At 70.5% G+C, this 12,834-nt stretch carries 11 protein-coding genes; 4 read left to right on the top strand and 7 right to left on the bottom strand.

From position 1 onward, the window contains the following. A partial coding sequence (locus VFW69_RS18745) for a UvrD-helicase domain-containing protein (RefSeq protein WP_526503335.1) occupies positions 1–620 on the bottom strand: 620 nt, incomplete at its 3' end. Positions 621–798: 178 nt separating this feature from the next. Between VFW69_RS18745 and mrx1 the strand changes: the two genes are divergently transcribed. Further along, positions 799–1,053 carry a mycoredoxin Mrx1 gene (mrx1, locus tag VFW69_RS18740; RefSeq protein ID WP_526503333.1) on the top strand — a complete coding sequence of 85 codons (255 nt, stop codon included), beginning with the start codon at positions 799–801 and terminating at the stop codon, positions 1,051–1,053. Positions 1,054–1,061: 8 nt separating this feature from the next. On the opposite strand, the gene nudC is transcribed toward mrx1, so the two are convergent. From nudC to VFW69_RS18720, 4 genes are all read right to left on the bottom strand, one after another. Beyond that, positions 1,062–1,997, bottom strand: coding sequence for an NAD(+) diphosphatase (nudC, locus tag VFW69_RS18735; protein ID WP_526503331.1), 936 nt, complete (start codon positions 1,995–1,997; stop codon positions 1,062–1,064). Then, positions 1,994–3,064, bottom strand: a complete 1,071-nt coding sequence (locus VFW69_RS18730; protein WP_526503329.1) for a potassium channel family protein — start codon at positions 3,062–3,064, stop codon at positions 1,994–1,996. Before VFW69_RS18730 ends, nudC begins: the two co-directional genes overlap by 4 nt. A gap of 94 nt (positions 3,065–3,158) precedes the next feature. Further along, positions 3,159–6,473 (bottom strand): ATP-dependent helicase, encoded by a 3,315-nt coding sequence (locus VFW69_RS18725; protein WP_526503327.1) that lies wholly within the window; start codon positions 6,471–6,473, stop codon positions 3,159–3,161. Then, positions 6,470–9,610, bottom strand: coding sequence for a PD-(D/E)XK nuclease family protein (locus tag VFW69_RS18720; RefSeq protein ID WP_526503325.1), 3,141 nt, complete (start codon positions 9,608–9,610; stop codon positions 6,470–6,472). The genes VFW69_RS18725 and VFW69_RS18720 overlap by 4 nt, the downstream gene beginning before the upstream one ends. A gap of 217 nt (positions 9,611–9,827) precedes the next feature. On the opposite strand from VFW69_RS18720, the gene VFW69_RS18715 reads away from it, so the two are divergent. The 3 genes from VFW69_RS18715 to VFW69_RS18705 are packed head-to-tail and all read left to right on the top strand — an operon-like array spanning position 9,828 to position 11,173. Continuing rightward, on the top strand, positions 9,828–10,031 hold the full coding sequence (locus VFW69_RS18715; RefSeq protein ID WP_526503323.1) for an Rv3202a family protein: 204 nt from the start codon (positions 9,828–9,830) through the stop codon (positions 10,029–10,031). A gap of 45 nt (positions 10,032–10,076) precedes the next feature. Next, positions 10,077–10,862 carry an alpha/beta fold hydrolase gene (locus VFW69_RS18710; RefSeq protein ID WP_526503321.1) on the top strand — a complete coding sequence of 262 codons (786 nt, stop codon included), beginning with the start codon at positions 10,077–10,079 and terminating at the stop codon, positions 10,860–10,862. 2 nt (positions 10,863–10,864) lie between these two features. Further along, complete coding sequence (locus VFW69_RS18705) at positions 10,865–11,173, top strand: MGMT family protein (protein WP_526503319.1); 309 nt, start codon at positions 10,865–10,867, stop codon at positions 11,171–11,173. Here VFW69_RS18705 and VFW69_RS18700 read toward each other — a convergent pair. Beyond that, positions 11,170–12,024, bottom strand: coding sequence for a TIGR02569 family protein (locus tag VFW69_RS18700; protein WP_526503317.1), 855 nt, complete (start codon positions 12,022–12,024; stop codon positions 11,170–11,172). The genes VFW69_RS18705 and VFW69_RS18700 overlap by 4 nt on opposite strands. A gap of 36 nt (positions 12,025–12,060) precedes the next feature. Further along, positions 12,061–12,834, bottom strand: a 774-nt coding sequence (locus VFW69_RS18695; RefSeq protein ID WP_526503315.1) for a ThiF family adenylyltransferase, incomplete at its 5' end; no start/stop codon positions are given.

The raw sequence follows: 12,834 nt of genomic DNA, 5'->3' as shown, positions 1-12,834 counted from the left end.
AGGTCGTCGAAATCGAGCAGGGCGACGTTGTCGTCGCGGGCCTTGAGCGCCTCGTAGGCGGCGTAAACGGTGGCGACCCGGGCGGCGTCCAGCGGGATGTCGCGCGCGGCGTCGGCCACCGCGGCCGGGTATTGCTCCGGCCCGATCAACGACGCTTTGGCCCACTCGATCTCGCCGGCCAGGTCGCGCACGTCGTCGGTGCTGGCGTTGATCCGGGCGCGGCCGGCCGCCCGGGCGACGACGGCGAACTTGCTGTCCAGCAGCTGCCACCCGGTGTCGCCGACCACCCGCGGCCAGAAATACCGCAGCTGCCGGTGGGCGGCCGCGTGGAACGTCAGGGCCGAGACCGCGCCGACGGAGGTTTCCGCGCCCGCGGCGGCGTCGATCGTCCGCAACCTCGAGCGCATCTCCCCCGCCGCACGCTGGGTGAACGTGACGGCCAGCACCTGCCCGGCCGCGACGTGACCGGTGGCGACCAGCTGGGCGATCCGGTGCGTGATGGTGCGGGTCTTTCCCGTTCCCGCGCCGGCCAGCACGCAGACCGGGCCGCGGGGAGCCAGCACGGCCTCGCGCTGCTCGTCGTCCAGCCCGGCTGTCAATGGATCGGCGACCGTCGGCATGGCGTCCATCTTGGCAGCGGTCGCCGACAAACCCGGTGCATCGCCACGCCTTAATCGGCGAAACTGGCGTGTCGCCCGGTGAGTCGGCGGATCCCACCGCGTATCCCGGCATCCCGCTTCGCGCCTGAGCGTTACCCCCAGCGTGGAATGCCTCGTAGCCGGGCTACGTTAACCAGCTATGACCTCTGCCCCGCTCACCGTCTACACGACTTCCTGGTGCGGTTACTGCCATCGCCTCATGACGGTGCTGAAGTCCAACGGAATTCCGTACGAGGCGGTCGACATCGAACACGACGCGACGGCGGCTGATTTCGTCAGCTCGGTCAACGGCGGCAACCGGACGGTTCCGACGGTGAAGTTCGCCGACGGGTCGACGCTGACCAATCCGACCGCAGCCCAGGTGAAGGCGAAGCTGGCCGATGCCGGCAACTAAGCGCCCGGTCAGTCGATCGCGGCCCAGGATTCGATGATCACGCGGGCGATCGAAATCGACCCGGGCAGTAGCAGATTCGACCCCGACGAGCTGGACCAATCCCCCGCCGCCAGCGCGGAGCGCACCTCATCGCGCGTGAACCAGGCCGCCTCGGCGATCTCGCCGTCATTGAACGAGAATTCTTCGGCCGGGTCGCCGACGGCGTGGAAGCCGACCATCAGCGAGCGCGGGAACGGCCACGGCTGACTGCCCAGGTACCGCACGTCGCGGACGCTCAGGCCGATCTCCTCGCGGATCTCCCGGGCGACGCACACCTCGAAAGACTCGCCGGCCTCGACGAAACCGGCCAGCAGCGAGAACATCCGCTCCGGCCACACCGCCTGGCGGGCCAGCACCGCGCGGTCATCGCCGTCGTGGACCAGACAGATCACCGCGGGGTCGATCCGCGGGAACTCCTCGTGACCGGTGACCGGATTGACGCGTGACCAGCCCGCGCGGGCCGGTCTCGTCGGCGAACCGTCCACAGAGCTGAAACGGGCCTTCTCGTGCCAGTTCAGCAGCGCGACGGCCGCGGACACCAGCTGACTGCTGGTGTCGTCGAAGATCGGGCCGAGACTGCGCAGGTTCACCACCTCGGCCTGCGCGTCGGTATCTTCCGGAGCCTGCAGCGCGCCGCGGACGCCCCAGACGTGACGGCCGTCCTCGAGGCGCCCCAGAAACACGGCCTCCGGCGGCGGCTTGTCGCCCACTTCAGCGGCGGCACGGAGCACCACCCGGCCGTTGGCGGCCAGCACCTGATTGCGCGAATCCACCCGCAGCAGCGCCGCATCCGCCCAGCCCGCGGTGGCCGCCTCGACGTCGGTGCGCAGCTGATCGGCGCGGTCCGCACCCACCCGCGACAGCAGCGGGACGCTGCGCAGCTGAAAGTCCGCGATCGGCCTCAATGGTCGGCGTTTCGGATGTAGAGCAGTCGGTCATTGGCCTCGATGGCATCCACTTCCGGTGCGCCGATGCGCAGTAGGTGGCCGTCGCGCACCACGCCGAGCACGATGTCGCGCAGGTGCCGCGGCGATCCGCCGATTTCGGTCTGCTCCACTTCACGCTCGGCGATGGCCAACCCGACGTCGGGGGTCAGCAGATCCTCGATCATCTCCACGACGCTGGGCGTGGTGGTGGCCAACCCGAGAAGCCGGCCGGCGGTCGCCGAGGACACCACCACCGAGTCCGCGCCCGAATGCTGCAGCAGGTGCTGGTTCTCGGTCTCCCGGATCGAGGCGACGATCTTGGCGTGGGGGGCGATCTCGCGCGCCGTCAGCGTCACGAGCACCGCAGTGTCGTCGCGGCTGGTGGCGACGATGATGGACGCCGCATGCTGGGCGCCGGCCAGCCGCAGCACGTCGGCTTTGGTGGCATCACCATGCAGGGTGACCAGGCCCGCGCTTTCGGCGTGCATGAGCGTGCTGCGATCGGTGTCGACGACGACGACCTCTGTCTGAACGGTCTCGTCACCGAGGATCGCGGCGACCGCCGTTTTCCCCTTGGTTCCGTAACCGATCACGATGGTGTGGTTGCGCACTCTGCTCCTCCAACGCTGAATCTTCCACCCGTGGCGGGATCGCTCGGAGAGCACTTCGAGCGTGGTGCCGACCAACACGGCCAAAAACGCGATGCGCATCGCGGTGAAGATCAGGGTGTGCACCAGACGCGCGGTTTCGGTGTACGGCGTGATGTCGCCGTAGCCGGTGGTCGACAGGGACACCGCGGAGAAGTACACGCAGTCTAGGAAGGTCAGCGGTTCGTTACGCACGTCACGGTAACCGTCGCGGTCCAGGTAGACGATGACGGCGGCGGCGAACAGCACCACCAGTGCGATGGCCAGGCGGCGGGTGATGACGCGGATGGGACTCGCATGCTCCTCGGGGATGCGCACCACGCCGATCAGCTGGTGACCGCGCTGAGCGGTCAAGGCTTCGTCCAGGCCGCTCAGCTTTCGGGACCTACCGTTGCCCACGGCGGTCCGTCATCGGCTTACCTTCTGCGCACGAGACACGCACGGGTCTTATGTAACCACGGCCACAGCTCCATCAGTACTCGGGCGGCGCACGTCACACCCGGACGCGACCGGCGCCGTCGGGATCCATCAGCAACCCCGCCACCTCGGCGACGCTCGGCAGTTCCTCGGGGATCACGGTCGTGCGGGCACGCACGTAGTAAAAAGCGGTGCGCACCGAGGATTCCGGAACGCCGGCCAACGCCGCCCAGGCCGAGCGGTACACGGCGAGCTGGATGGCGGCTTGCCGCATCGCTTCCGGCCCGCGCGGCGGTTCACCGGTCTTCCAGTCCACCACGGTGGCACCGTCGTCGGGGTCGGCGAAGACGGCGTCGATGCGTCCGCGTACCAGTGTGTCGCCGATCGGCATTTCGAATGGTACCTCCACGGCTACGGGAGTCCTTGCGGCCCAGGGTGATTCGCTGAATGCATCCTGCAGCGCGGTCAATTCCGCGGCGTCTCCGGCATCGGAATCCGCCGCGCCCGGCAGATCGCCTAGATCGAACAGACACTCGGCGCAATAGAATTTCTGAACCCATGCGTGAAAGGCATTGCCCAGCAATGCCTGTGGCTCCGGTCGAGACGGCAACCGGTGCATCAACCGCTGCGCGGTGCCCGCCGGGTCGCGCGCCAGGCCGACCAGGGAGCTGACCGACAACTGGCCGGGCAGGGCGCGGGCCGCCGGCTGCACCGAGCGGGCGCGCTCGGCCAGAAGTACGTCGACGTCGGCGGCCCAGCCGTCCACATCGACGCCCGTCTCGGTCGTCTCGGCCACCAGCGCCTGCCTCACCAGCGCGGCGCCATGCTCGACATCGACGCGCCGCCGGACCAACGGGTCGGGCGGCCATACCGCTTCGACGGCATTGTCGCGTAACGGGTTTCGTTCACCGTCGGCAGGTGGGGGCGCCCAGTGTTCCACCGTTCCGCAGGGGTCGCCGGCCGCGGCCGAATCGTCGATCACGGTCTTGATTTCGCATAGGAAGTCCGACGGGCCGCGCGGCTTGATGCCGGTGGCCCCCCAGTGGTGCCCGGACACCAGCAGGGTGTCCTCGGCCCGCGTGATGGCAACATACAACAGCCGCCGCTCCTCGTCGATGCGCCGCTGCTCGAGCTGGCGGCGATGCTCGGAGATCTTGTCCGACAGCTGCTTTCGGTTGGTGACGTCCGAGGTGTCCATCACCGGGATGCCCAGCGCGCCCGCGGCCGCGCGATCGCCGCGTAGCAGCGGCGGGAGTTCGGCGGGGTCGGTGAGCCAGCTGCTCTTCGACGCCGTCGACGGGAAGGTGCCGCCGGACAGGTGGGCCACCGCCACGACCTGCCATTCCAGCCCCTTCGCGGAGTGCACGGTGAGCACCTGGACGCGGTCGCGGGCAACTGTCAATGGCGCTGGCGCCAAGCCGTTCTCTACCGTCTCGGCGACGTCCAGGAACGCCAGCAGGCCGGTCACCGACGTAAACGCCGATCCGTCCGCCGGCGCGGTCACGGGGTCGGTGCGTTCCGCGTAACCGGTGACGACGTCGGCGAACGCATCCAGGTGCTCGGTACCGGCCCAGCCGGCCCCGACCGCCGCCGCGGCCCGGACTTCGCAGTCGATGCCCAGCACACGGCGCACCTCGGCGACCAAATCCGGCAGCGGGTGGCCGAGGTGGGCACGCAGGGCACCCAGTTCGGCGGCCAGCGCGGTGATGCGCTGATACCCCGCAGCCGAATACGCACCGGCCGTACCGGGATCGGCGATCGCGTCGGCCAGGCATACGGTGTCGGCGTCGGGGCCGGCCGCCCTCGCGATCGACTCGGGCGAGGACGCTTCGGCGGGCGCCACAGCCCCGCCGAGCGCGCGCGCACGCCGCCACAGCGCCGCGAGGTCGCGGGCACCGAGGCGCCAGCGTGACCCGGTGAGCACCCGCATCGCCGCCGCGCCGGCCGTCGGATCGGCGACCAGTCGCAGCATGGCCACCACCTCGGCGACCTCCGGAATGGCCAGCAGCCCGGCCAGCCCGACGACCTCGACGGGGATGCCGCGGGCGCGCAACGCGTCGGCGATGGGCGCGGCATCGGCGTTGCGGCGCACCAACACCGCGGCTGTCGGCGGACTGGCGCCGTCGTCGCGGGCCCGCCGGTATTGCGCGTCGAAATGGTCGGCGATCCACTCCCGCTCGGCCGTCACATCGGGCAGCAATGCGCAGCGGACGGTCCCGGGCGGGGCATCCGGGCGCGGGCGCAACGCGTGCACGGCCACCGATCGCCGTCGCGCCTCCGCCGAGACCGCGTTGGCCACCCGCAGGGTTCGCGGCGGATTGCGCCAGCTGGTGCGCAACTCCAGGATCGGGGCGGGGTCGCCGTCGGATCGGGGGAAGTCGGTGGTGAACCGCGGCAGGTTGGTCGCCGACGCGCCACGCCAGCCGTAGATCGACTGAATGGGGTCGCCGACGGCGGTGAGCGCCAGCCCGTCGTCGACTCCCCCACCGAATAGTGCTGAGAGCGCGATGCGTTGGGCGTGTCCGGTGTCCTGATACTCGTCGAGAAGTACCACCCGGTAGCGGCCACGCAGCTCCTCGCCCACTTGGGGGAACGTCGCCGCCAGCCTGGCCGCCGAGGCCATCTGCATCCCGAAGTCCATCGCCTTCGCGGCGCGCATGCGGTCGGTGAGCGCGTCGAGCAGTGGCACCAGTTCGGCGCGTTCGGTCTGGGTGGCCAGCAGCCGCAGCAGCCATTGGCTGGGACCGCGATCCCGTTGGTAGGGACCCGCGGGCAGGGAGTGGATCAGCCGCTCCAACTCCACGTGGGTGTCGCGCAGCTGGCCGGTGTCCACCAGGTGTTCGGCGAGTTGTCCCCACAGCCGTAGCACCATCGAGGTGACGGCCGCCGGCGTCTTGTCGGTCCGCAATTCCCCGGGATACCCGTTCACCACGTCGAAAGCCAGCTGCCACAATTCGGTTTCGCTGAGCAGCCGGGTGTCCGGCTCGACGGGCAGCAACAGCCCGTAGTCACGCAGTAACGAGCCCGCGAAGGCGTGGTAGGTGCTGACCGTCGGCGCGCCGTCGGTGTCGACGGCCGTATCGCCGGCGGCGCTCGGCGCGCCCAGGCCGACACCGGCCAGCCGGCCCAGTCGGGACCGGACCCGGCGCAGCAGCTGGCCGGCGGCCTTGCGGGTGAACGTCAATCCGAGCACCTCACCGGGTGCGGCATAGCCGTTCGCGATCAGCCACACCACCCGCGCGGCCATGGTTTCGGTTTTGCCGGCGCCGGCACCGGCGATGACCACCAGCGGTCCGGGCGGCGCGGCGATGACGGCGGCCTGCTCGTCGGTGGGCGGGAAAAGCCCCAGCGCGCCGGCCAATTCGGCGGGGCTGTAGCACGGCGGGGTCACCGCTGCGACCCGTCGGCGTAGGCCGGGCAGTTCGGCCGGACGGGGCAGTGCGTGCAGCCATCGTTGCGCCGCGCGATGAACTGCGGGCCGGCCGTCGCGCCGGCCGCACGCGCGATGACCCCGCGCCATTCGTCGCCGGCGGCGGCGGTCAGCGGATCCTGTTCGCGTTCGGCCACTCCGGACGCCCCGGTCTTGCCGAGGTACACCAGCCGCGCGCCGCCGGGCTCGACATTGTCGGTCCCGTTGCCGACCAATCCTTCGGCCACCGCCAGCTGATACATGGCCAACTGGGCGTGTTGTTGCGCATCGTCCTTGCTGACCGGTGTCTTGCCGGTTTTGATGTCGACGATCACCAGCCGCCCGGCGGCATCGCGCTCCAGCCGGTCGACCCGGCCTCGCAACCTCACCTCGCCGCCGTCGTCGGTGGCCGCCACCGTTCCCTCGATCTCGACCTCGACGCCGACCTCGGTCAGTGCGCCGCGCGTCTGCGCCCGCCACTCGATGAACGCCTCCAGCATGGCGCGGTGGCGGGCCAGCTCGTTGGCCGAATGCCATTGCGCCGCAACGGGCAGATGCTTCCAGGCGCGGTCCAGCCCGGCCAGCAATTCCGATTCGCTCTGGTTCGGTTCGGCGATCAGGGCGTGCACCACCGACCCGATCGCCGAGCGCACGTCGCGCGGGTCGGATCCGCCGTGCCGCTCGGCGAGCCAGCGCAGCGGGCAGTCGTTGAGGGTCTGCATGGTCGACGGCGTCAAGGTGACCACGTCGCCGCTGTCGCGCAGCGGTTCGCTGGTGCTGATCGGGGTCAGGCCGTGCCATCCCGCCGGGTCGGCGCCGGGTACGCCGGCTTTGGCCAGCCGGGCCAATTGGGTTGCCGCGCAGTCGCGGGCGCGTTCGTCCACCGCCCCGTCTGGCGCGCACACGACGCCGCGCAGCCGCCCCACCAGCGCGGCCGCGGACAACACCCGCGGCGCCGAGACAGGTTGGGCGCCGGCGGTATCGGCGTCGTCGTCGGCCCACCGCGCGATCTCGCTAAAGAACACCGACGGCAGCGCGGCCTGAAGACCGGCCCCACCGGTGTCGCTGTCGACGGCCGTCACCAGCAGCCGGCGCCGGGCCCGGCCCATCGCCGCCACCAGCAGCCTGCGCTCCTCGGCCAGCAGCGGCGCCCGCACCGAGGCATCCGCTCCGACCCCGTCCAGCACGTCCAGCAGCCGCTGGGTGGCCAGCACGCCGCCACGCGGAACGGTGTTGGGCCACAAGCCATCCTGCAATCCGGCGATCACCACGAAATCCCATTCGTGCCCCAGCGCGGCGTGCGCGCTGAGCACCCTGACCTGCTCGGCCGCGGCGACCGGCCCGGGGGTGACACTCGGCAGCGCCAGCGAGGCGATGTGCTCGACCAGACCACGCAACGACGCACCCGAGGTGCGCGACACGTAGTCGTCGGTGACCTCGAACAACGCGGTCACCGACTCGAGGTCCCGGGTGGCCTGGGCCGCGGCGCGGCCGCCGCGCTCGCTCACCGACAGCCAGCGCCGCTGCAGCCCGGACCGGCGCCAGGCGGCCCACAGGGTGTAGCGGGGATCGTCACCGGCGTGGTGCGAGCGCACGGCCGCGTCCAGCACCGCGCGGACCTTGCGCAGCGGGGCGAATTGCGGCCCCGGCGGCGTCGCGTCAGCGGACAGCGCCTCAACCAACAGGTCCGCGAAATCTCCCGGTGGGCGACCGGGATTGGCGCGCTGAAGTGTTCGGCGCAGCCTGCGCAACGAAACCGGATCGACACGACCGATGGGGCCGGTCAGCAACGCCAGCGCCTGCTGCCCGTCCAGCCCCTCGGCGGTGGCCAGCAGCACGGTGAGCAGGGCCCGCGCGGCCGGCTCCTCGCACAGCGGCCCGGGCACGGCGGGCGCGGCCACCGGCACTCCGGCGGCGGCCAGTGCGCGCGGCAATCGCGCGCCGGCCCGCGGCACCGACCGGACGATGACCGCCATCTGCGACCAGGGCACGCCGTCGATCAGGTGTGCGCGCCGCAGCGCGTCGGCGATGGTCGCCGCCTCGGCGTGCGCCGACGCCGCCAGACGCACTGCGACCGATCCCTCCCCCGCCCCGGCGCCCTCGATCGTCCGGCCGCCGCTGCCGCCGGGCAACCGGCCGGCGATGCCGCTGACCGCGCGCGCCACGGCGGGAGCGCAGCGATGCGACGTCGTCAGTGTCACCGAGGGCGCGTCGCCGCCGAGCAACTCGGCGGGTTCGCCGCCCCGGAAGCCGAACACCGCCTGGTTGGGATCCCCGGCGATCAGCGCCAGCTCGGCGCCCGCCGCGAGCACCTGAACCAGGCGGGCCGCCTGCGGGTCGAGCTGCTGGGCGTCGTCGATCAACAACACGCGGATCCGGCCGCGTTCGGCCGACAGCAACTCGGGATCGACGGCGAACGCTTCCAGTGCGGCGCCGACCAATTCGGCGGCGCCCAGCGCCGGTGTGGTCGCCTCCGGTGCGGCGGTGCCCACCGCCGCGCGCAGCAACATCACCTGCTCGTACTGGCGTGCGAATTGGCCGGCGGCGCTCCATTCCGGCCGCCGGCAACGACGGCCCAGCCGTTCCAACTCCTGGGGATCCACGCCGCGTTCGGCGCAGCGCGCCAACAGGTTTCGAAGCTCGGTCGCGAAGCCGGCGGTGCTCAGCGCGGGCCGCAGCTGGGCCGGCCACGCCGTCGCGGCGCGCGGTCCGTCCTCGAGGTCTCCGGCCAGCAGTTCCCGGATGATGGCGTCCTGCTCGGCACTGGTGACAAGCCGCGGGGGCGCCTCGCCGGCGCGCTCGGCGGCGCGTCGCAAAACCGCGTACGCGTACCCGTGCACGGTCCGTACCAGGGGCTCGCTGACCGCGGCCCGGCCCGGGCCGGTGGCTCGCGAGCGCAGCAACGCCGTCGTCAAGGCGCTGCGCTCAGCCATCCCAAGCCGGCCGGAACCGGTAAGCAGCAGAACCGATTCCGGGTTGACACCGGCGTCAATCTGGGCGACCGCGGCGTCGATCAGCAGGCTGCTCTTGCCGGTGCCCGGCCCGCCGAGAATACGCAGCTGACCGCGCGCACCGGGATCTAAGACGGTGTGCGCTTCGGCATCCCACGTGTAGGCCATGACGGCATGACATCACGAGGGTCCGACAGATCCTCTAACGCGCGACGAACGCGGCCTGCAGGACCTCCCAGCTCTGCTTCGAAAGTGCCCAGCCGCGCCTGATTCTGCCCACGAGCGCTCCCGTTGCGTCGTCGACAAGATCAAGCGGATCAGCGCACCCGGCCGGCACCTACCCTGGAGCGCGAGCGAAAGAAGACCGGAAGGAGGGTTGGAGACCATGCAGGACGACGAACGTGGCTTTCCCATCGACGAGGCGCCGGAAGGCGACGCGGTGGAACAACTGCGGCCCGCCGATTCCGACGACGAGACCGGTCTGGACATCGACTACGTGGCCGCCGGTGACCGAGATGCCAACGAGGCCGACGTGATCGAGCAGGCCTACATCGTCTCCCCTGAGGACGATCGGGATGACGACCGGTGAGGACCGCCCGCTGCTCCTGACAACGGCGGCTGGCACCATCGACGCGTGACCGCAAAGTTGCATGTGCACCGCTACGGCCCGCCCGGTTCGGTTCAGATCCTGGCGTTGCACGGATTGACCGGCCACGGACAGCGTTGGCGGCATCTGTCCGGCTTACTGCCCGGGATCGGCATCGCCGCACCGGATCTGGTTGGCCACGGCCGGTCCTCGTGGGCCGCACCGTGGACCATTGACGCCAACGTCGCGGCGCTGGCCGCGGTACTCGACGAGCAGCCCGACACGTCCGTGGTGATCGTGGGTCACTCGTTCGGCGGCGGGCTGGCGATGCATCTGGCCGCGACGCGCCCCGACCAGGTGGCGGGGCTGTTGCTGCTCGACCCGGCGGTCGGGTTGGACGGCGGGTGGATGCGCGAGATCGCCGAGGCGATGTTGTCGTCGCCCGACTATCCGGACGCCGAGGAAGCGCGCATGGAGAAGGTGCACGGCTCCTGGTCCGATGTGGAACCCGCCCTGCTGGACGTCGAGATCGACGAGCATCTGATCACACTGCCCGGCGGCCGCTACGGCTGGCGGTTCAGCCTGCCGGCGATGATGTCGTACTGGAGCGAGCTGGCCCGCGACATCGTGCTGCCGCCGGCGAAGACCCCGACCGTCCTGGTGCGAGCCAAGCGGACTACCCCGCCGTATGTCACCGACAAACTGATCGACGGCCTGGCGCAGCGATTGGGATCGGATTTCCGGCTGCTGGATTTCGACTGCAACCACATGGTGCCCTACGCCAAGCCCGACGAAGTCGCCGCGTTGACCCGCGAGCTGTTGGAAGCCCGCTGACCGTGGCACCGGTGACCGACGAGCAGGTCGAGCGGGTGCGTGCACTGGTCGCCGCGATCCCGTCCGGCCGGGTCGCCACTTACGGCGACATCGCCACCGTCGCAGGGCTTTCCAGCCCGCGCATCGTCGGCTGGATCATGCGCACCGACTCCTCGGACCTGCCCTGGCACCGGGTGATCACCGCCTCCGGGCGCCCGGCACGTCACCTGACGACCCGGCAGCTGGAGTTGCTGCGCGTCGAAGGCGTGCTGGCGACCGACGGCAAAATCGCGCTGCACCAGGTCCGCCACGAGTTTGTCGACGGACGCTAGAGCACCAGCCGGACCAGCGCCGCGGTGCGCGCCAGGCCGGGGAACGCCTCGGCGGTGGACCGCGGGTGCAGCGCGTGAACCGCGAGGCGAAACATCAACGCCCGCAACAACATCTGCGGCCATTCCGGCAGGGCGTTCCAGCGCTCGATCAGGCCGTCGTCGGCCTCTCCCCAAGACAGCGCGTCGATGACGACCACGCCGGCCGCCCACGAGGCGGGCCGCCAGTACGGGGTGATGTCGGTGATTCCCGGCGCCGCTGTGCCGACGAAAAGCACTGTGCCGTAGAGGTCTCCGTGGACCAGCTGGCTGGGGCTCTTGGTCGGCTTGCGCAAGGTGGCGAGCTGGTGGAGCACCTCCACCGATCGCTCGGCGTCCGCTATCGGGGGGGTTACCCTCGCACCCGGCGGTACCGAGGCCAACGGCCGTTCCTCCCAGGCCGCGCGATCGGCGGCGATGAAGATGTCGACGTCGCCCCACGGAGCAGCGGGCCCCTGGGTCAGAAAGCGGGGTCGGTCCAGTTTGCCCGTCGCCTCGTGCAGGCGTACCGCCGCCGAGACGACTTCGTCATGGCGGGGCTCCGGCGTCCCGGCCACGAAGGTATCCGCCCGCCACCCGGAGATGACATAGCGCCCGTCGGTCGAACGGACCGGCCGGGCGAGCCGAACGCCGTCGACGAACAGCGTCTCGCGGACCCGGGCGGACCAAGCCGCGCGCGCGTTGTCGGCCACCAGCGACAAGACCACTTCGCCACACCGGAAGCCACCCTCCCAGCTGGCACCCAGATAGACGGGTTTTACCCCGGCCAAGCCAAACGCCGACAGCACATGATCCGGCGGTGGCTCGACTGTCACACGGGTAACTCTAACGAGTCCAACAGGCGTTCTGAGTCAGTACATGATCATGTCGGGTTGCATCTGCTGCGCCCATGCCACGATCCCGCCCTGCAAATGCACCGCATCGGCGAATCCGGCCTTGCGCAGCACCGCGAGCGTCTGGGCCGAGCGCACCCCCGTTTTGCAGTACAGCACCGGCAGGCGGTCGTGCGGCAGCTTTGCCAGACCCTCGCCGGAATTGATCGATGACTGCGGAATCAGCTGGGCCCCTTCGATGTGCACGATCTCGAACTCCACCGGCTCGCGCACGTCGATCAGGGCCAGCTTCTTGCCGGAATCCAGCCACTCGCGCAATTGCCGCGGGGTGATGGCCGTCGCGTCGTCGTGCGCCGGGGACTCGGGCACCACACCACACAACTGCTCGTAGTCGACGAGCGCAGTGATCTTCGGCCGCGACGCGTCCGACGGGTCGCGGCGGATCGCGATGGTGCGGTACGTCATCTCCAGCGCGTCGTAGATCATCAACCGGCCCAGCAGAGAGTCACCGATCCCGGTAATGAGTTTGATCACCTCGGTGCTCATCACCGAGGCCACGGAGGCGCAGACGATGCCCAGGACGCCGCCCTCGGCGCAGGATGGGACGGAGCCGGCCGGCGGGGGCTCGGGGTAGAGGTCGCGATAGTTGAGTCCGCGTCCGTCCGGCGCGTCCTCCCAGCACACCGAGACCTGGCCCTCAAAGCGGTAGATCGACCCCCATACGTAGGGCTTCTTCGCCAGCACCGCGGCGTCGTTGACCAGATACCGGGTCGCGAAGTTGTCGGTGCCGTC

Source organism: Mycobacterium sp., from assembly GCF_036273375.1.
Classification (GTDB): Bacteria; Actinomycetota; Actinomycetes; order Mycobacteriales; family Mycobacteriaceae; genus Mycobacterium.
Note: the sequence above shows the minus strand (reverse complement) of the source record. Positions and strands in the feature narration are given on the sequence as shown.

What these genes read in the sequence shown, in the direction of transcription:
- VFW69_RS18720 (WP_526503325.1), bottom strand. Translation starts at nt 9,610, where the DNA reads ATGGCCTACACGTGGGATGCCGAAGCGCACACCGTCTTAGATCCCGGT.
- VFW69_RS18715 (WP_526503323.1), top strand. Translation starts at nt 9,828, where the DNA reads ATGCAGGACGACGAACGTGGCTTTCCCATCGACGAGGCGCCGGAAGGC.
- mrx1 (WP_526503333.1), top strand. Translation starts at nt 799, where the DNA reads ATGACCTCTGCCCCGCTCACCGTCTACACGACTTCCTGGTGCGGTTAC.